General features: G+C 65.2%; 16 protein-coding genes. 8 read left to right on the top strand and 8 right to left on the bottom strand.

Going from position 1 to position 18,501, the window contains the following annotated elements; translation table 11 throughout:
• Window positions 1–82: 82 nt before the first annotated feature.
• Window positions 83–229: a hypothetical protein gene (locus tag QYL93_RS20250; RefSeq protein ID WP_305745337.1), complete on the top strand. Its 147-nt coding sequence runs from the start codon at window positions 83–85 to the stop codon at window positions 227–229.
• A gap of 149 nt (window positions 230–378) precedes the next feature.
• Here QYL93_RS20250 and QYL93_RS20245 read toward each other — a convergent pair whose 3' ends face one another.
• Window positions 379–927 (bottom strand): dihydrofolate reductase family protein, encoded by a 549-nt coding sequence (locus QYL93_RS20245; RefSeq protein ID WP_305745336.1) that lies wholly within the window; start codon window positions 925–927, stop codon window positions 379–381.
• 226 nt (window positions 928–1,153) lie between these two features.
• Between QYL93_RS20245 and QYL93_RS20240 the strand changes: the two genes are divergently transcribed.
• Window positions 1,154–5,269, top strand: coding sequence for an S-layer family protein (locus QYL93_RS20240; RefSeq protein ID WP_305745335.1), 4,116 nt, complete (start codon window positions 1,154–1,156; stop codon window positions 5,267–5,269).
• A 100-nt stretch (window positions 5,270–5,369) separates the two neighbouring features.
• Here the strand turns inward: QYL93_RS20240 and QYL93_RS20235 are convergent, their stop codons facing one another.
• Together QYL93_RS20235 and QYL93_RS20230 are read right to left on the bottom strand one after the other, a co-directional pair.
• A complete protein-coding gene (locus tag QYL93_RS20235) occupies window positions 5,370–5,804 on the bottom strand; it encodes a phasin family protein (RefSeq protein ID WP_305745334.1) in 435 nt (144 codons plus the stop codon).
• 111 nt (window positions 5,805–5,915) lie between these two features.
• On the bottom strand, window positions 5,916–6,353 hold the full coding sequence (locus tag QYL93_RS20230; RefSeq protein ID WP_305745333.1) for a universal stress protein: 438 nt from the start codon (window positions 6,351–6,353) through the stop codon (window positions 5,916–5,918).
• Window positions 6,354–6,623: 270 nt separating this feature from the next.
• On the opposite strand from QYL93_RS20230, the gene QYL93_RS20225 reads away from it, so the two are divergent.
• The 4 genes from QYL93_RS20225 (at window position 6,624) to QYL93_RS20210 (ending at window position 12,317) form a co-directional block, all read left to right on the top strand.
• Complete coding sequence (locus tag QYL93_RS20225; protein WP_305745332.1) at window positions 6,624–7,895, top strand: DUF4010 domain-containing protein; 1,272 nt, start codon at window positions 6,624–6,626, stop codon at window positions 7,893–7,895.
• Between the two features lie 71 nt (window positions 7,896–7,966).
• Complete coding sequence (locus QYL93_RS20220; RefSeq protein WP_305745331.1) at window positions 7,967–8,719, top strand: ABC transporter ATP-binding protein; 753 nt, start codon at window positions 7,967–7,969, stop codon at window positions 8,717–8,719.
• Window positions 8,716–11,088, top strand: coding sequence for an ABC transporter permease (locus QYL93_RS20215; RefSeq protein WP_305745330.1), 2,373 nt, complete (start codon window positions 8,716–8,718; stop codon window positions 11,086–11,088). Before QYL93_RS20220 ends, QYL93_RS20215 begins: the two co-directional genes overlap by 4 nt.
• Before the next feature lie 5 nt (window positions 11,089–11,093).
• Window positions 11,094–12,317: an efflux RND transporter periplasmic adaptor subunit gene (locus QYL93_RS20210; protein ID WP_305745329.1), complete on the top strand. Its 1,224-nt coding sequence runs from the start codon at window positions 11,094–11,096 to the stop codon at window positions 12,315–12,317.
• A gap of 339 nt (window positions 12,318–12,656) precedes the next feature.
• Here the strand turns inward: QYL93_RS20210 and QYL93_RS20205 are convergent, their stop codons facing one another.
• Window positions 12,657–12,980, bottom strand: a complete 324-nt coding sequence (locus QYL93_RS20205; protein WP_305745328.1) for an antibiotic biosynthesis monooxygenase — start codon at window positions 12,978–12,980, stop codon at window positions 12,657–12,659.
• Window positions 12,981–13,095: 115 nt separating this feature from the next.
• Here QYL93_RS20205 and QYL93_RS20200 point away from each other — a divergent pair, with 115 nt between their 5' ends.
• Window positions 13,096–13,983, top strand: coding sequence for a LysR family transcriptional regulator (locus QYL93_RS20200; RefSeq protein WP_305745327.1), 888 nt, complete (start codon window positions 13,096–13,098; stop codon window positions 13,981–13,983).
• Between the two features lie 303 nt (window positions 13,984–14,286).
• Here the strand turns inward: QYL93_RS20200 and QYL93_RS20195 are convergent, their stop codons facing one another.
• Both QYL93_RS20195 and QYL93_RS20190 read right to left on the bottom strand, forming a co-directional pair.
• Window positions 14,287–14,892 carry a hypothetical protein gene (locus QYL93_RS20195; protein WP_305745326.1) on the bottom strand — a complete coding sequence of 202 codons (606 nt, stop codon included), beginning with the start codon at window positions 14,890–14,892 and terminating at the stop codon, window positions 14,287–14,289.
• Between the two features lie 217 nt (window positions 14,893–15,109).
• Complete coding sequence (locus QYL93_RS20190) at window positions 15,110–15,313, bottom strand: DUF2892 domain-containing protein (RefSeq protein ID WP_305745325.1); 204 nt, start codon at window positions 15,311–15,313, stop codon at window positions 15,110–15,112.
• Between the two features lie 209 nt (window positions 15,314–15,522).
• On the opposite strand from QYL93_RS20190, the gene QYL93_RS20185 reads away from it, so the two are divergent.
• Entirely contained in the window at window positions 15,523–16,875 is a 1,353-nt protein-coding gene (locus QYL93_RS20185) for an MBL fold metallo-hydrolase RNA specificity domain-containing protein (RefSeq protein ID WP_305745324.1), read from the top strand.
• Between the two features lie 72 nt (window positions 16,876–16,947).
• Here QYL93_RS20185 and QYL93_RS20180 read toward each other — a convergent pair whose 3' ends face one another.
• Entirely contained in the window at window positions 16,948–17,667 is a 720-nt protein-coding gene (locus QYL93_RS20180; RefSeq protein WP_305745323.1) for a glutathione binding-like protein, read from the bottom strand.
• Between the two features lie 130 nt (window positions 17,668–17,797).
• The gene (locus QYL93_RS20175; protein ID WP_305745322.1) at window positions 17,798–18,442 is read right to left on the bottom strand and encodes a CPBP family intramembrane glutamic endopeptidase; all 645 of its coding nucleotides are present in this window, start codon (window positions 18,440–18,442) and stop codon (window positions 17,798–17,800) included.
• Between the last annotated feature and the right edge of the window lie 59 nt (window positions 18,443–18,501).

Here is an 18,501-nt window from a genome sequence, read left to right as displayed (position 1 = left end):
ACGAACAAACGAACGAACAAACGAACGAGACCTGCCCAGGCTGCCATCCCTCAACACCGGTGTGGCGGCCTGGGGTGTTTTCATGAATCCACTCTTCATCGTCCGGGGTCTGCTGCGCCGCGTGCTGCAACAGTACATGGCGCTTTCCGCCGATACCCGAAGGTTCGCTGCGCTCATGCTGCTGTGGGCGCTGGCCATGCTCGCCTCGATGGCTGCCGGGCAGGTGTAGGGCGTGCCATGCCCTCGTCTTCATCGCACAGCAGAGCACTATCGCAGGCTCGAAGAGCTCACGGCTTTACCAGCCACAGAACAGGGCAAGCTTATGTGTCGACCGGTTGATCTCGGGGTTGGGGGGGACGAGGATTGCATTTTCCAAGCCTACCTGCGCGGCTCATACCGCATCGCTACGGCCCCCGAGCCAAACTCCACCCGGCCCACCAGCTTGAGGTCGACATGCTTCGACAGCCCTGCGAACAAGGCCGGCCCATGGCCCACCACCCTGGGGTGCACCACGAACTCGTACTCGTCGATCAAACCCAGCTGCGCCAAGGCCATCGGCAGCTGCACTCCCCCTGTGAACAGCCCTTTGCCCGGCTGCTGCTTGAGCTGTTGCACGGCTGTGCCCAGGTCCCCGCGCAGCAACTGCGCATTCCAGTCGACCTGCGCCAGGGTGCCCGACACGACGTACTTCTTGGCCGCGTCGATGGTCCGGGCAAACGGGTCCGTCCAGCCAGGCCGTGGTTCGGTCGATGCGGCGGGTCGGAACGCGGCCTCCATCATCTGGTAGATCAACCGCCCGAAGAGGAGGGCATCGGCGCGTTCTAGGTTCGCCACCGCGTGGCGGTGCAGCTCTTCGTCCGCAGGCATGGCGCGGTGGTCGCAGCACCCGTCCAGGGTGACGTTGATGGAGTACCGAAGAGGGCGCATCGGAGGAAGGATGGGAAAGGTGGGATCCATCCGCAGTGTAGTGCGCCATTGCGGAAATGGGCTTGCCAGTTTGCAGCCACGGCGGGCCGAACCACGGTGATCGGGTGTAAAGCCTGCCATTGTTACCTGTTCTGGTGGCATCCAGGGGGCACGGCGCCAATATGATCGAGACCACTGTTCCGCATCTCCGCGGCCCATGTAACCACAAGCCTGCAGGAGAAGCACCATGGCGGTCAGTACGCAAGAGCAGAAGCTGCTCATCAAACTCGTTGTCAGCATGCTGGGCATTTCCCCCGGCAGTGCCTACATGCCGCTGTTGGTAAAAACCTACGAAGACGTGGGCCACAGCCTGCCCGATCTGGCCTCGGCGCTGGCGGGGCTGCCGCAGTTCCAGGCGCGCTACCCGGCCGGCATGGCGGGCGACGCCTTTGCCACCCAGTTCCTGGCCGGCATGGGCCTTGCGGCCGATGTCGGGCTGCACCGCCTGGCGGCGGACCTTTTCAACACGGGTACACCGCCGCAGCAGATCATGCTCGCCGCCGTGCAGGCCCTCGCGTCGCCCACCGTGCCGGCGCAGTACGTCGCAGCACGCGCGCTGCTGGAGAACAAGGCCGAGGTGGCCTACTACCACACCCAGATCGCGGGCCGCACGGAAACCGACTTCGCGGCCCTGGCAAAGGTGCTGGAGAACGTGACGCAGGACCCGGCCTCGGTGGCCGCGGCCAAGCTGGTGCTCGACCAGCCGTTGGTGCCGGATACAGGCGGTGGCGGGCCACCACCGGTGTTCGCTGTGACCAAGGGCGTGGGCGACATCGCCTCGTTCACCACTGCGGGCACGCAGATCGACGTGACCGAGGTGGGCGGCACCTTCACCTTCACCAGCAGCGGCGGCAGCGTGGGCACCGCCACGGTGACGGGCCCGCTGGCAGGCTTCGCCATGCCCGCAGGCTCTACCCTTGCCCTCAGCAGCGCGCTGGCCAATGGCAAGGCGTTCTCCGGCGCGGGCACTGCCCTGGTGCTGGCCAATGCGGGTGGCGAAGACCTCACCGCGTTCACCGCGACAGGGGTCGGCGGCTTTGCCCTCACCAGCGGACAGAACTACACCCTCACGGCCGCGCAGGCGGCCATCGGGCGCATCGGCACCGGCGGTGCGGCAGGCACGCTGACCGATGCGGGCACCACCACCGTGCACGACACGCTGGCCGCCCTGGGTGGTGGCGTGGCCGCCACGCTCAAGGCCCACGGGGCGGACAGTGTGATCGCCAGCGCCGGGCCGGGCGATATATCGGCCACCACGGTAGCGGGCATAGACAGCATCGTGCTGGCTGCCGGCAACTACACCATGACGGCGGCGCAGGCCGCGCTGGCCAACGGCACCACGGGCACGCAGGTCGTGACCCTGACCACCCAGGCCAGCGGCACGCTGGCCGCCAGCGTTGAATCCTTCGTGCTGGGCAACTTCGCCAACAGCGTGGCGCTGGGCGCCGCGGGGCAGAACCAGAGCAGCCCCGCCGGCACCGGGACCACGCTGGACATTGCCGGTGCCACGCCCACCGGAACCTGGGCCCTGGGCCACGCCAGCGACGACACGCTGGTCGCCACCGACGGCGCCTACATCCAATTCGTCAACGGCGGTGCCGCCACCACGGCGGACAAGCTTGCGCTGACCGGCAACATCGTCATGACGCAGGCGCAGCACGAGGCGCTGGCCAGCATTGCGGCGCCCGGCTCATCGGACAGCGTGACCATTGTCAACGTCGGCACGGTCACCGCCCGCGCCGATGTGGAAACCTACAGGGTGGCAAACTCCAGCGTCCCGAACACCATTCTCATCACCCATGGAACCACCAACGTGACTGGCGGTTCGGGTGAGGCGACACTGGTCCTCGCCCCCGGCCTGGCAGTCAACGGCAACTACGTCCTCAACGGCTTCTCCGGCGCGATCAGCGCAGGCAACGGCGTGAACCTTTCGGGCGTGAACAGCGGCGGCGCCACCACGGCCAAGGACCTCACCATCAACGGTGCGATCAGCATGTCGCAGGCACAGCACCAGGCGTTTACCACCGTCAGTGCTACCGGCGGTTCGGACGAGGTGACCCTCACCACGGGCGGAGCGGTCACCGCAAAGGCCGGCATCGAAACCTACAAGCTTTCCGGGGGCGGCTCCAACACGCTGACGGTGCTTGGGGGGGCACCAAATATCATCGGTGCAGCGGGCAACGCCACCACCGTTGACGTCGGCGGCAACACCGTCACCGGCACCTGGGCGCTGGGGGCCAGCGCCGACGTGATCGTCGCCACAACGAACGCAAACATCTCCGGCGTCAACGGCGGCGCGGCCACCACGGCGGAAAACCTCACGCTGACCGGCGGCATCATCATGACGCAGGCCCAGCACGAGGCACTCGCCAGTATCACGGCTGCTGGAGGCGCGGATTTCGTGACCGTCAACACCGGCGGTGCGATCACGGCTCGCGCGGGTGTGGAAGCCTACACGGTCTCCGGCGGCGGCTCAAACAACGTCACGGTCCTGGCAGGCACCAACGTTAACGGCGTCGCAAGCAACGCCACGACGGTGAACGCGAGCGGGACCTTGGGTGCAGTCAGCTACAACCTGGGTCACACTGCGGACGTGCTGGTTGCGGCCAACGGCGCCAATATTGCCGCCGCCACGACCAGCTCGGTCGAGAGCCTGGCGATCAGCGGCGACGCCACCATGCGTGCAAACCAGTACACCGCCTTCGGCACTATCACCGCTACGGGCAACAACGACAGGATCATCCTCACCTCGGCGCTCGGCGGTGGCGAGGTTCTGAACGCGGCTGTGGAGAACTTCACCCTGGCCGCAGGAACCAATTCGGTCACGCTGGGTGCTGCGCAGTCGATCAATGCGCAAGCCCTCTCCGCTGGGCAGTCGCTGACGCTGGCCGGCGGTTTTGCGGCCAGCGTGGCTCTGGAGGCCGGCAACCTGACTGCCAGCGGCGGCACGGGCAATCTCACGGTGACGGGCGGTGCCGGGGCCAACACCATCACCCTGGGCAGCGGCAGCGACACTGTCAATGCCGGTGGCGGCGCGGACTTCATCACCGGCGGCGGCGGGGCCGACACCCTCAACGGCGATGCCGGCAACGACACGTTCATGTACGGTTCGATGGTGCAGTTTCTGTCGGCAAACGCGCTGCTCGACCTGGTCAATGGCGGCAACGACATCGACACTGCCGAGATCGACGGCGGCATCGCCCTGACAACCTCGTCTGACATGACGCGCATGACCAGCGTGGAGCAGATCACGGCGCGAAGCCAGTTCGCGACAAACTATGCGCACAGCATCGTTGTCAACAGCAACTTCAACCTGGGCGGCGTGACCACCATTGATCTTTCGGGCGACACTTCCGGCTTGTCGACCTCCACCATCAACTTCTCCGGCGTGACCACGGCCATGACGCTCAAGGGTGTGGGCGTGGGCGCCAACACCATCACCGGCGGCGCAGGCGCAGACAACCTGGTCGGCGGCACGGGCAACGACCTTTTCCTCTTCAGCACCGCGGCAGCGGCCGCGACGGACACCGCAATCACCGGCGGCGGCGGCACCGACACCGTCCTGTTCCAATCGACCGCAGGCGAGACGCTGGTCGTGGGCGACAAATTCTCCGCCGGTCTGTCCTACCTGCTTACCACCGCCAGCATTGCAACGGTCAACGGCATCGGCACGACAGCCGAAAACATCGATGCCAGCACGCATACGAAGGGCGGCGTCACGCTGAGTGGTAACGCCGGCGCCAACGCACTCACTGGCACGTCAGCCGCCGACACCCTGGTGGGCAACGGCGGTGCCGACGTGTTGCGCGGGGGCAGCGGCAATGACACCATCACCACCGCCGGTAGCGCCGCCACCTATGTCTTCGAGGCAACGGCTTCCAACAACGGCCTTGACAACCTGGACGGCGTGCTCAGCACTGGCAAGTTCGATTTCTCGGGGTTTCTCGGCGCACCGGGCGCGCTACTGAACGCTGCGGTGGACGCAACAGCCGATGCTGTGCGCCTGGACCTTACGGCCAACAAGAACATCGGCGTGCGCTACGGAAGCTCAAGCCTGTCCACCACCAACATCAAGACGGCCAGCACGGGAGCCGCCGGCGAAGTCATCATCGCCAGCGACGGCAAGGCGGTGGTCTTCTCGTTCGCGAGCGGCAGTACCGGCAACAACGCCAATGGGTCCATCTACTACGTGGAAGACGTCCTTGCAGGTGCTGGCGAGCAATGGGCCGTGTATATGGTGGGCACGATGAGCGGCAGTAACGCCACCATTCTGCAGATGGTGAATCAGGGCATGTACCTGTAGGAGGATGCCGGCTGTCAGGTCTGCGGGCGCTTGTCTCCGTGACGGGCGTACCTTGGCTGCGCCGCCGATCATCCGGTTGCGGACTGGGACAAATGCGCTCTCAGGAGTGCGTGGATGCAATGCCACGTCCGGTCGCACGATCTAAGGCGGATGCCGCTTCCAGCAAGAAATCGGGGTACGCATACTGGTTGCGAAACCCCAGTACCGATGTTTGCATGTCGAGCGCAAGCATTCCCATCTGTTGCCAGTACCGGACAGCACTTTCCATCCCGAACTGAAGCCACTCGGTTTGCAGTGCCACGAGATCGCACGGGGTGCATGGGCCCTTGGGCTTTTCGGCAATTGCTGCATGCCGTTGCGCCACTGCCTGGACGGTGTGTGCCTGTGCCTTCCGCATGCCGTCAAGGCCGCGGCACAGTGACGTGACGCAGTCGGCTATGGCTGCAGACTGATGCTGCTGCACTGCGTCCCAGAACCCGCGCAAGGGAGTTGCCGAGGACGGCGCTGACGGGAGGGGGAGGGAGTGGACGGTCATGGTGGTTCGTTCCTTGTTGTCGGGTTGGGGGCTTGGCACCTGCATGGCTGGCCTGCTTCACGTTGGCCAGCATTCCTGTGCCCAGGGATGCAAACGTTCGGTGCGAGCGCTCTATTCGTCGCCGCGCACCACGAGCACGGGAACGGGGGCGGTGCGAATGACCTGTTCCGCGCCGCTCCCCAGCAACACCCGTCCCAAGCCCTTGCGCCCGTGGGTTCCCACCACGATCAGGTCTGCCTTCCATTCGCGGGCCTGAATGGCGACCGTTTCACCGAGCCGGATGCCCGGGATCTCCGCCAGCAGGGAGTCCGAATCCACCCCGGAAGCACGGGCGATCAGCATCGCATCAGCCAGCAGGCCGTGCGCCTGGTTGCGTGCAACCGAAAGCAGATCGACGCTGTAGTCGTAGCCGGAAATCAGTGCGAGGTCGTCGAGGGCATGCATGATGCGCACCACGGCGCCGCCTTCCCGCGCCAGCCCGAGCGCAGTGGTGAGGGCTTTGTTGGAGGTCTGGCTGCCATCAACGGGAACAAGAATGCGCTTGAACATGGGGTTCTCCTTAGGGGGACTTCATCATCGATGGCTCCAGTCGCTCCCCTTTTGACCTTGGTCATCCTTGGCCGATACCGATGACCCTTTTTTCAGCCGTGCTGCTGGGCGCGGCCGGGGGCTGCAGCGCTGTGGCAATGCAGTGTTTCTTGATCCGGGTCAAGCTCTTGCGGCGCATGGGGCGCCAAGATGGTGTCCTGCGCGCAGCCCCTGGGGCCTTGAAGGGCGGTGCGCCTTTTCGCGCCGCAAGGCCATGAAGGAGAGTATCCGATGGATTCGACTGCCAGCAGCGAGGCAACCATGCTCCCGGCCCTCGGCCTGGCCGTGGCGCTGGGTGTCGGTCTTCTCATCGGCACGGAGCGCGAACGGCGCAAGGGGCAGGGCGACGACCGCGAAGTGGCCGGTGTGCGCAGCTTTGCCGTTGCGGCGGTCGGCGGGGCGTTGGCGCAAAGCCTGCCAGTGCCAGGCTTGGTGCTGGTGGGCGCGCTGCTGGTCGCCATGCTTGCGGCGATTGCCTATTTCAAAAGCCGCTCGAAAGACCCGGGGCTGACCACCGAGATGGCCCTGTTCGTGACCTACATGATCGGGGTGCAGTCGGCCATTTCGCCGCCGCTGGGCGCAGCCTGTGGTGCCGGCCTGGCTGCGCTGCTGGCCGCGCGCAGCCATCTCCACCGGTTCGCGACCGAACTGCTCAGCGAGCAGGAATTGCATGACGGCTTGCTGCTGATCGCCCTGGCGCTGATCCTTTTGCCGCTGGTTCCGTCGCACCCGATGGACATTCTGGGCGGCATCAATCCGCGCCCGCTGGCGGCGATGGTGCTGCTGATCCTGGCGATGCAGGCGGGCGGCCAGGTCGCGCTGCGCAGGCTGGGGCCGCGCGGCGGGCCGCTGCTGGCAGGCCTGGTGTCGGGCTTTGTCTCCAGCACGGCGTGCATTGCATCGCTGGGCAGCCGGGCCCGTGCCCAGCCACAGCAGCTGTCGGTCCTGGCAGGGAGCGGCGCCGTCTCGGCATCTGCCACCTGGCTGCAGGCCCTGATGCTGTCGGCGGCGCTCTCGCCGAGTGCCGCGTGGGCGCTGCTGCCCACCGCACTTGCCGGGGCGGTGGGGGCGGCTGCCTGCGGCGCGGCGCTTGCCCGCCATGCAGTGGCAGCCCCACCCGAGGCGCTGCCGGACAGCAAGGGCTCCGCCCTGCGCCCCCGCGAGGCCATTCTGGTCGCGCTGGTACTTGCGGGTGTGACCTTGCTGGTGGGAAACGCCCAGCGCCATCTGGGCGACACGGCAGGCAGCATCGGCGTGGCGCTGGCGGCGCTGCTCGATCCCCATGCCTCCATCGCCGCGCTGGCCGCCCTGCATGCCGCCGGCCGTGTATCTGCTGATCACTGGATCGCAGGCGTGCTGGTGGCCATCGGTGCCAACACGTTGACCCGTTGCGTGGTGGCAGCCGTAGCGGGTGGCAAATGGTTCGCTGTACGCATTGCGGGGGCGCTGGCGTGCAGCCTGGCCCTCGCATCGCTGACGGCCTGGTGGACCGTGTGGGGGTGATTCACCGTTCAACCTGTCCGTCACTTGATGGGCATCAAGCTGCTAGCAGGAAGCGGCTGACATAGTCAGCCATGACCACTGTGCCCATGCCTTCGAACCGCGCTGCATCCAGCCCGCAAGGCACGTGCGTCTTCAGCGCCCATGGCCTGACCAAAACCTATCTAGCTGGCGAGGTGGAGGTGACTGCACTGCGCGATGTGGATCTGGACATCCGCCGCGGCGAATTCGTGGTCTTGCTGGGCGCATCGGGTAGCGGCAAGTCGACACTGCTCAACATTCTGGGTGGGCTGGATATGCCCACGCGCGGAGAGTTGCGCTTTGGCGATCTGTTGCTGAGCGGCGCGAGCGACGCGCAGTTGACTGCCTACCGGCGCGAACACGTAGGCTTCGTGTTCCAGTTCTACAACCTGATTCCCAGCCTGACCGTGCGCGAGAATCTGGCGCTGGTCACGGACATCGCGGCCCACCCGATGCCCGTGGACGAAGCCATTGCGCTCGTCGGCCTTACACCACGGCGAGACCATTTTCCGGCGCAGTTGTCCGGCGGCGAACAGCAGCGCGTGGCCATTGCCCGGGCCATCGTCAAACGGCCGGACATACTGCTGTGCGACGAACCGACCGGTGCACTGGACTACCAGACGGGCAAGCTGGTTCTGGAGGTGATCGCCCGCATCAGCGCCGAACTGGGCACCACGACCGTGGTGATCACCCACAACGCTGCCATCGCTGGCATGGCGGACCGGGTCATCTACCTGGGCGATGGACGCATCCAGAAGGTGCAGATGAACGCGCACCGCATGCAGCCCGCGGAGCTGTCCTGGTGAAGGCGCTGGACCGCAAGCTGCTGCGGGACCTGCGCCTGATGTGGAGCCAGGCCCTGACCATCGCACTGGTGGTGGCCAGCGGCATCGGTGGCTTCATCACCAGCCTGTCTGCGGTGGAGTCTTTGGCGCAAGCGCGAGAGCGCTTCTATGAACAGGGGCACTTCGCTGACGTGTTCGCCGGCGTCAAGCGCGCTCCCAATGCATTGGCTGCGCAGCTGGGCGAACTGCGGGGCGTGGCAGACGTGCAGACCACCATCGAGATGCCCGTGCGCATCGATCTGCCGGGCCAGTCAGACCCTATCGTTGGCCAGCTGATCGGACTCGACCTGCGCAGCAACGGTATGCACCTGAACCGCGTGAGCACACGTGACGGATCGGGCCTGGGCCAGGATGTGCCGGTATCTGGCGCGACCATCCCTGCGCTGGTGTCCGAGGCCTTCGCCAACGCGCACGGGCTCAAGCAGGGTGCATACATCGGTGCGCTGATCAACGGCCGCCGCCGCACGCTGGTCATGGCAGGGGCCGCGCTGTCGCCGGAATACATCTTTGCAGGCCTGTGGGGCATGCCAGACCAGCGCGGCTTCGGCGTGTTCTGGGTCGATCGGTCCGTGCTGGCCGCCGCGTACGACATGGAGGGCGCGTTCAACCGTGTTGCCATCAAGCTGGCTCCGCAGGCAAGCGAGCCCGCCACCATCGCCGCAGTGACTGCGCGCCTGGCACCGTATGGCGCCCAACCGGCAGTGGGGCGTGAACACCAGAGCTCGCACCAGATGCTGGACAACGAGATCAAGGAGCAAAGGGTGCTGGGCACTGTTCTGCCAGCGATCTTTCTGGGTGTAGCCGCTTTCCTTCTGAACGTTGTGGTTTCGCGCCTGGTGGCCACCCAGCGCGAGCAGATCGCGGCAATGAAGGCCTTGGGCTATGCCAATCAGGCGATTGCCGTGCACTACCTCAAGCTGGTGATGCTGATCGTGTTGGTGGGCATGTTGCTGGGGCTGGCTCTGGGCAAGATACTGGGCACGCTGCTGACCGGGCTGTACGCCGAACTCTTTCGCTTTCCGTCCTTCGCGCATTCCATCGCTCCCCAGCTGCTGTTTGCCAGCATGGGCCTCACGGTGGGAACCGCCTTGCTGGGCACGCTCAACGCGGTAGCCGCAACGGTGCGCCTGGCGCCGGCCGAGGCCATGCGCCCGCCAGCACCGGGGCGCTACCGGCGCACCCTGCTGGAGCGCATGGGGGTCACCGGCATCGCCACCGCACTGCGAATGATCCTGCGCAACATGGAGCGCCGGCCGTGGCGTACCGCCCTGTCCATCACCGGTGTAGCGGCCGCCGTCGCCATCGTGGTCATGGGCAACTTCTTTCGCGACGCGATCGAAGTCATTGTCGACCGCCAGTTCAATCTGTCCTTGCGCAGCGACGTGACGGTGTGGGCGACCGACCCGTTGACCGACAGTGCAAGGCTGGAACTGGCACGTTTGCCAGGCGTGACCGCCGTGGAATCCACGCGATTCGTCAACGTGACCCTGGTCAATGGCCACTTGCGCGAGCGCACGCTTATCCGAGGCTACCCGGGCAACCCGGTGCTCTACCGCATCATCGATGCCGACGCCCATGAAACGCGACCCGATGGTGCTGGCTTGGTGCTGACCGACCGCCTCGCCCGCAAGCTTGGCTTGAGAGCAGGGGATCGCGTGCAGGTGGAGGTCCTGGAGGGGCGCCCGCGCGCATTTGAGGCGACGGTGGACAAGACCGTCAAGGAGATGATGGGGCTCAATGCCTACATGGAGCGCAGGGCGCTCAACCGCGCACTCGGGGAGGGCGATGTCAGCACCGGCTTCGTGCTGGGCCTGGAGCGTGGCAGCGAGCCGGCCCTGCTGGAAGCCACGCGTGCACTGCCGCGCGTGGCGGGGGCCTTCAGCAAGGCCACGATGCTGCGCAACATGCAGGAGATCAGTGCGCGCAACGTGCGCATCATGAGCGCCATCCTGACCGCCTTCGCCGCCGTGATCGCGGTGGGCGTTGTCTACAACAACGCCCGCATCGCTTTGGCCGAGCGCACCTGGGAGCTGGCCAGCCTGCGCGTGCTGGGCTTCACCCGGGCAGAGGTCTCGGGGCTGCTGCTGGGCGAGCTGGGCCTGGGCATCGCCGTGGCGCTGCCGCTGGGAATGGTGCTTGGCTGGGCGCTGGTGCATGCGGTGGCGGGGCTGCTGGCCTCGGACCAATTTTTCTTTCCGGTGGTCATCCGTGCGCGCACCTACGGCTGGGCGGCGGTGACCGTGCTCGCCGCTGCTGTCGCCAGCGCACTGGTGGTGCGCCGGCGCATCGACCGGCTCGACATGGTGATGGCCTTGAAAACCAGGGAGTGAACTCAGTGAAACCCAAGACATGGATCTACTCGGCCAGCGCGTTGCTGGCCCTTGCGGTTGCCGCCGCATGGGCCTTTGCGCCGCGGCCCATCGAAGTTGAACTGGCGCCCGCTATGGTCGGTCGATTCGAGATGTCGGTGGAGGAAGATGGCAAGACCCGCCTGGCAGAGCGCTACGTCGTTTCGTCGCCCCTGGCGGGTCGGCTCTCGCGCATCGAGTTGCATGAAGGGGATGCCGTCGCAGAGGGAGCCACCGTGGCACTGCTGACCCCGGCTCTGCCATCGTTGCTGGACGAGCGCGGGCGGCGCGAACTGCGGGCGCGCCTGGAGGGTGCCGAGGCCGCTGTGGAGGGGGCCACGGCGCGGCAGGGACGCGCGCGCGTGGTGCTGGAGCAGGCGCGCAACGAAGCCTGGCGCAGCGAGCAGCTTGCTCAGCAGGGCTTCATTGCCGCGACCCGGCTGGAGTCTGACAGGCTGGCCGCGCGGGCCGCGGTCAAGGAACTGGAGGCCGCGACCGCTCAGTTGCACGTGGCAAGCCATGACGTGGAACAGGCCCGCGCGGCGTTGGGCACAGGGCTGCAGCCACCCGGTCTGACCGCAGGGCGTGGGTTTGCCGTGCGCTCGCCCATCGCCGGCCAGGTGCTGCGCGTGCTGCAGGCCAACGAATCTACCGTGGCCCTGGGTACGCCTCTGCTGGAACTGGGAGACACCAGCAGGCTGGAGATTGTGGCGGAGCTTTTGACCGCCGACGCGCTGGCGGTCAGGCAGGGCAGTTCGGTGGTGGTTGAGCGCTGGGGCGGGCCGCAAGTGCTGCAAGGGCACGTCACCCGGGTGGAACCCTCGGCGTTCACCAAGGTCTCGGCCCTGGGCGTGGAAGAACAGCGCGTGCGCGTGGTGATCGGCCTCTCCAGCCCACGCGAGCAGTGGCTGGCGCTTGGCGACGGCTTTCGGGTGGGGGTGCGCGTCATCACGCAGGTGCAGGAGCAGGTACTGCAGGTGCCGGTGAGCGCGGTGTTCCCACTTGCGGCGGTGGACGCCGAGGCCAAGGCACCGGTCTATGCGGTATTTGCCATGGAGGAGGGCAGGGCCCGGACGGTGCGCGTGAGCCTGGCCGGCCGCAACGGGAGCACTGCCTGGCTGCGGGACGGGCTGTCCCCAGGCGCGCACGTCATTGTCTATCCACCTTCTGCGGTGCGCGATGGCGCCAGGGTGCGGGAGCGAAAGGTTTGACGCGCGCCTTTGCGTACCTCGGGTTTCAAGGGCGTCAAGTTCGGTAGCGTCGACATGGAGTTCGGCACCGCGAACAGCGACGTCAAGCAGCGCTTGGCCAAGACTGCATCCATCAGAGCCATGAGCAGTCAGGGGGCGCCGTACCGAGTAGGTCTGTCAGTCCTGCGCATTCAATAGTAGGGAACGGACCTTGCCCCGCGCTCAGCCCGTGTGCACTGGTCCTTCCACAAGAGCTCCAGCAGTCGCCAGATAGCGTTGGATCGCGAGACGCGATTCGGACGATCGCTGCATTGCTCCACCACGCGAACAAGCGTATCCGCACAGGTGCTCTTGCTGCGCTCAAGCATCAGGGCGGACCGCTGCTGATTTGCGGGTGGCCGAGTCCCGGACCACGTTGCAAACCTGCACGCGGTACTCAGAAAAGAACACCTGTCGCCCCATCTTCTTGGCCCCAACGTGCTCTGGGTGGGCCGCCCAGGCCTTTAGACCTTCTTCGGACTCAAACTCCACGATCGTCACCCGTTCGCCGTCGTCAGCCGTGAAGCCCTTGTGCGAAACGTAGCCGGCAATGCCTCGGACCAACTCGCTCATCCGCGCTGCGGATTTCTGGTATTCGCCCTGGAATTGGGCGTTCAATCTGGATCTGAAAACGGTGACGATCATGGGGCCTCTTTCAACGAAAAGTGTGCACTTCAATGACAAAGTGATCGCAGTCTAGGAAGCATCGTTCGTCTCGTAAAATGAATAATTAAAATTATTTCCTTCTTGAATTAAGAATATGGACTTGCCCGATCTGCGCGTTTTCAAGGCTGTGGCGACGGCTGGTGGCATCACACGGGCGGCGGCATTGCTCCATCGCGTCCCGTCCAATGTCACGACGCGCATCAAGAATCTCGAAAGCAAGCTCGGCGTCACACTCTTTGACCGGGAAAATCGGCAGTTTCAGTTATCGCCGCAAGGAAAGGTGTTGCTCGAATACGCCAATCGCTTGCTCTCCTTGGCCGAGGAGGCGCGCGGTGCAATGCACGAGCAGGTGCCGCGTGGCGTGCTTCATTTGGGTGCGATGGAGAGCACTGCAGCCATCCGCCTTCCGTCGCTGATCGGGCAGATTCACGATAACTACCCGGATCTTTCCATCGAACTTCGCACGGGCGCGCCGCGCCCGCTGACAGCGCGCGTGCTTTCTGGTGAGTTGGACGCGGCGCTGGTGGCAGAACCCGTGTCCGACCCGCAGCTGGACAGCCTGGTGGCGTACACGGAGCAACTGCTCGTCATCGGACCGGCCGGGCATCCGCCGATCCGCTCTGCCCATGACATTCGAAAAGGCACGTTGCTGGTCTTTGAACCTGACTGTCCGCATCGCCAGCGACTGGAGGCCTGGTGTGCACGGGACAACATGGCACCGAGTCGAATCATCGAGGTTGGGTCCTACCACGCCATCCTTGGATGTTGTGTGGCGGGCATGGGCGTCGCGCTCATTCCGACGGCAGTGCTAGACACTTACACCGAACGCGCCAGGCTTTCGGAGCACAAGCTCAAGGGCGACTTCCGAACGGTGAAGACCTTGCTTATCTGGCGCAGGGATTCGCCACAACCCAAGGTGAAGGTCCTTGCAGATTTGATCCGGCAGAGGCAGCGGCCGCCGCGGCAACGCCGCGATGATTGACGCAGGCCGGTCTCAGTTCTGGTCCAGGCGTATCCTTGGCGTTGTCTGCAGATGGTAGAAAGCTGCCATCGGTTGACTGCTTCGCGGCAAGGCTGAAATTCAGCTGGGGGCGATGGATTCAACCGGTCGTGCACATCCCTCGGGCCACCTCAGGGCAACTGAGCGATGCAGATGCCGATTGGCGGCAGCTTGCGGGTGTGCAATTGAGCAGATTTGGGTGTCCAGCGCCTGCCGTTCCCACTGTCACCGGAATGGGTGCTCAGCAGCGGCAGAAATACGCAGCCTTTGCGGGACAAGGCGCCATCACTGTTCCCCGCGCTTGCGGGGGACGCTCTGCCGCAAGGCCCTGGCGGCTTTCGATGAAGCTTCTGCCGCCGCTTTGGCCGCCTTCTGCATGGCAAGTTCGGCCTGTTCAAGCGCCTCTCGGGTGGCAAGGGCTGCCTGCTGCGTTTCTTGCCTGCTCGCCTGCAAGGACCGCTTGGCCGCGTCGTCAGCCTTTTGCAGCGCCTCACCTGCCAGTTCAGATGCTTTGCGCGCCTCAGCGCGGGCGAGGATTGCAGCCTCTTTGCTCTGGTCGATGGCCTTGTCTGCCGACGCGGCGGCCTTTTCTTCGAACCTGACCGCGGCCTCGGCGGCCTTGCGCGCTGCCCGCTGTATGCCTTGCGCCAGCGCCCTGGAAACCTTGCCTGCGGCCATCCTGCTCTTGTCTGCGGCGGCTTTGGCTGCCGCTGTGGCCTGTCGGGCCGCGATCTCTGCGTCGTGGGCTGCCCTTGCGGCCACACTGTCTGCCGACGGGTTGGCCTGGGGTGCTGGCGGCCGGGCTGCGAGATCGCCTGCTTGTGCTGCGAAGGCGGTGAGGCTGGTCGTGACCAATGCGAGCACAATGATTTTGGGCAGTGGGTGCGCCATCTGGAACTCCTGTCAACAAGAATGAAAGGGGCTGGGGCAGGTGGCCGCTGCCCCGTTTCGTCACGGCGACATCGACCTGTGCGGTCAGGCGTGGTGCCTGGTCAGTCGAAGGTGATCCACGCCACGAACATCCGTACCACCAGCCATAGTGCGGCCGCCGCGCACACCAGGCCCAGTGCGCCAATGATCCATAGACGGGGAGTCATCGTGTAGCCCATCAAGGCTTTTGGCGCTTGAAGGTGCTGAAGTCGATCAGGGAGTAGATCGGGCAGGTTCCCATGACGCCGGTGAGAAGCAGCACGAAACCGATATAGCCCCAGGGGCCAATGGTTCCCATGGCGGCCAGGCTGATCAGCAGCACGCCCGCAGCCAGCCTCAAGGCCCGGTCCAACACCCCGACATTGCTTTGAAGAAATGACATGGCAGCTCCTTGATGGTCATGGTCCATGGTGCGCGTCCTGGCCCTATCCCCATTGAGGCAGATCAATCACCGGCGCAATCCAGGGCCCGTCTTCCATTGATCCAGGTCAACGGTGCCCAGGGCCAATGGGCCTAAGGTGTGTGCACGGCAGGGCTTGGGGCGTGCGTCGTTCAAAGCCACGGGTCACACCACATGGATCGGAGACAGGCATGCGCATCGACTTTCTGGGCGGAACAGGCACCGTCACCGGCTCGAAATACCTGCTGACCCACAACGGACGCCGGCTGTTGGTCGACTGCGGCCTTTTCCAGGGGCTCAAGCAGCTGAGGCTGCACAACTGGGATCCGTTGCCGGTGGACGCTGCCAGCATCGATGCCGTTTTGCTCACCCATGCGCACCTGGACCACAGTGGCTATGTGCCGCGGTTGGTGAAATCAGGATTTCGCGGAAAGGTGTACTGCACAGGGGCCACGCGCGAGCTGTGCCAATTGCTGCTGCCCGACTCGGGATGGCTGCAGGAAGAGGACGCAGAGTACGCCAACCGCCATGGCCATTCCAGGCACAAGCCTTCGCTGCCGCTCTACACCCAGGAGGATGCCCGCGTGGCACTCGAGGCGTTCGAGGAGATCCCCTTCGGGCACGAATGCTCGCCCTGGAGCGGCTGGTCATGGCGGCTGCAGCGTGCGGGGCACATCCTCGGGGCTGCCAGTGCGCGCATCGCCTGGGACGGAGGGAGTCTGCTGTTTTCGGGTGATGTGGGGCGAAGCGATGACCTGCTCATGCGGCCGCCGCAAACCGTCGAAAAGGCAGACTACGTGGTGGTCGAGTCCACCTACGGCAACCGCCAGCATCCCGACGAGGATGGGCTCGTCGAGCTCGCCTCTGTCATCAACCGCACTGCGGCCCGGGGTGGCATCGTGGTCGCACCCGCATTTGCCGTGGGGCGGGCGCAGACCTTGATCCACGCCATCCAGTTGCTCAAGTCAGCGCGGCGCATTCCGGACCTTCCCGTCTACCTCAACAGCCCGATTGCTGCGGACGTCACCGGCCTGTACAAGAACCACGCGGACGAGCATCGCCTTGGGGCGATCGAGTGCGAGGCGATGAGCGTGCAGACCACCATCGTCAACACGGTGGAGGAGTCACGCCGGCTCAACAGCCTGAGCTATCCCTCGGTCATCGTCTCCGCCAGCGGCATGGCCACCGGCGGCAGGGTGCTGCACCACCTGAAGGCCTATGCGCCGGACCGCAAGAACTCGATCCTGTTTGCGGGCTTTCAGGCCGCGGGGACCCGGGGCCAGGCCCTGGTAGACGGCGCAGACGCCATCAAGATCCACGGCGCGTACGTGAAGGTGCGCGCGGAGGTCACCAACCTGGCGCAATTTTCTGCGCACGCGGACCGCCGCCAGCTGCTCGACTGGCTCGGTGTGCAGCATTCACCGCGCCGCGTCTTTGTGACCCACGGAGAGCCGGTGGCAGCGGATGCCATGCGCTTGGCCATCGAGGAAACCTACGGCTGGGACTGCACCGTGCCCGAGTACCGGCAGTCCTTTGAGCTTTGAGCAACTACCGACAGTTGCAAGTCCACCATGGTCAACGCAGGCAGAATCTGCAGGGGACCGCACCATGGTTGGTCAATTCGCCGCCTGCTTGGCGCTGTCGCGGATGCTCTCCGCCGTCTGCCCGAACAACACCTTCTTCTGCTCGTCCGTCATGGGCTTGCGCAGGTCCTTGAACAGGTCCAGCCCGCGCTGCACGGCGGGGCGCTCCATCAAGGTGTCGTGCCAGCGCTTGAGGTGCGGAAAGTTCTCGAGCGGGATCTCGTACGCCACATGCGAGCGGATCCAGGGCAGGCTGGCCATGTCGGCAATCGAATAGTCGTCGCCCGCCACGTAGGCGCCCGTGCGCGCGAGCTGGCCGTCGAGCACGCCGTACAGGCGGTTCACTTCCTTGCCGTAGCGGTCAATGGCATAGGGCACCTTCTCGGGCGCGTAGATCTTGAAGTGTCCGTTCTGGCCCGACATGGGCCCGAGGCCCCCCATCTGCCACATCAGCCACTGCATCTGCGCGTAGCGCTGGCGCAGCTCGGTGGACCAGAATTTGCCGGTCTTCTCGGCCAGGTACATCAGGATGGCGCCGCTCTCGAACACCGACACCGGCCCGCCGCCGCCCGGGGGCTCGTGGTCCACGATGGCCGGCATGCGGTTGTTGGGGCTGATGGCCAGAAAGTCGGGCTTGAACTGCTCGCCCTGGCCGATGTTCACGGCGATCGTGCGGTAGTGCAGGCCGCATTCCTCCAGCATGATGGAGATTTTCCAGCCGTTGGGCGTGGGCCAGTAGTGCAGGTCGATCATGGGGCGCTTCATCGGTAATTGAAGGAAGCGGCAGCGTAGCAGCCTTGCGCTAGGTCTGCAGAAGATGGCGGCAAGACCTTTGCATCGCTCCCGCGCAAACGCCTCGCCTGCAGCAGCGCGGCAAGCCAGCCTAAAGGAAAGGGATGATGTCGCCCAGCATGTGGCAAAACACCGGAGGCCAAAGCTTGTTCGTGGAGGCGAAATACAGCGTGAGGACGATTCCGAACGCGAGCACAGACACGGCGCCCAGCGGGCCTTGGTAAAGGTGGTACGCCAACCGCACCAGCAGGGACGCACCAATGGCCACGTTCAGGCCAAAGCCACGCAGCCCGCGTACGAGGAACCCCAGCAGGAAAACTTCCTCGAACGTTGCGTTGACGACGGCCACTGCGATAACCACCCCCAGCGACAAGGTGGCTTCGGACACCATGCTGTCGATGGGCTGTGCGGCATCCTTGAAAGGGGTCAGCGCCAGCGCTGCCGACACCCATGCTGCGAGGTACAACGCGGAACCGGTGGCTGCGCCCCGAATGGTCGGTCGGGGGTAGAGCGTTGCGATGGCGAACCCGCGGGCCCGCAGGATTGCGATGGCAACAGAGGCCAGGACCAGCTCCATGGCGATCAGCCCCAGCATGCTGCCGTTGGTGAACGGGGAGGTCGGGAATCCGGCCAACATGGCTTGTGTCGATTGCCAGATCATCAGTCCAAAGCATATGGCGGTGACACCCAAGGCCTCGCCGAGTGTGGTGGTGGTTCTTTCCAAACTGGTTTGCATGTCTCGTCTCTTTGTTCAATAGCTGTCCGATGGCGCAGATTCTGCGTAGTCAGCCGTCG

Origin of the sequence: Acidovorax sp. A1169, assembly GCF_030704685.1 — a bacterium.
Classification (GTDB): Bacteria; Pseudomonadota; Gammaproteobacteria; order Burkholderiales; family Burkholderiaceae_C; genus Acidovorax.
Note: the sequence above shows the minus strand (reverse complement) of the source record. Positions and strands in the feature narration are given on the sequence as shown.